1 pseudogene is annotated in these 421 nt (G+C 57.5%); it reads right to left on the reverse strand.

The features are described 5' to 3' along the window. Positions 1–333: pseudogene (locus EVJ22_RS15310) on the reverse strand (tRNA uridine-5-carboxymethylaminomethyl(34) synthesis GTPase MnmE); the annotation flags it as partial. Between the last annotated feature and the right edge of the window lie 88 nt (positions 334–421).

Below are 421 nucleotides of genomic sequence, written 5' to 3' on the forward strand. Positions count from 1 at the left end.
AAACTCACCAGGGCGAGCAATCCGCAGGCCGGGAATGGTCAGAATGCGTTTTAACAGCAGGTCGAGGATCACCGGACCGCCATGACCTTGCAGTTCCAGCACATCTTCGCCGGTGAACGAGTTCGGGCCAGGGAACCATAGCGCAATCCCCTGATCGAGCACGCTGCCGTCGGCGTCTTTAAACGGAAGATAATCGGCGTAGCGCGGCTTAGGCAGTTTACCCAGCACGGTTTCGGCAACTTCACGGGCTTTGAAGCCGGAGATGCGCAGGATGCCAACGCCGCCACGTCCCGGAGGCGTGGCCTGGGCTACGATAGTGTCATTATCGCTCATGATGTTCCTGTTGCTTTGTGTGGCGGATGCGCGGTGCTTATCCGCCCTACGAAAAGAAAAAAGGCGGTCAACTGACCGCCCTTATTTT

The organism is Exiguobacterium sp. SH0S7 (assembly GCF_004337195.1).
In the GTDB taxonomy this organism is placed as follows: Bacteria; Bacillota; Bacilli; order Exiguobacteriales; family Exiguobacteriaceae; genus Exiguobacterium; species Exiguobacterium aurantiacum_A.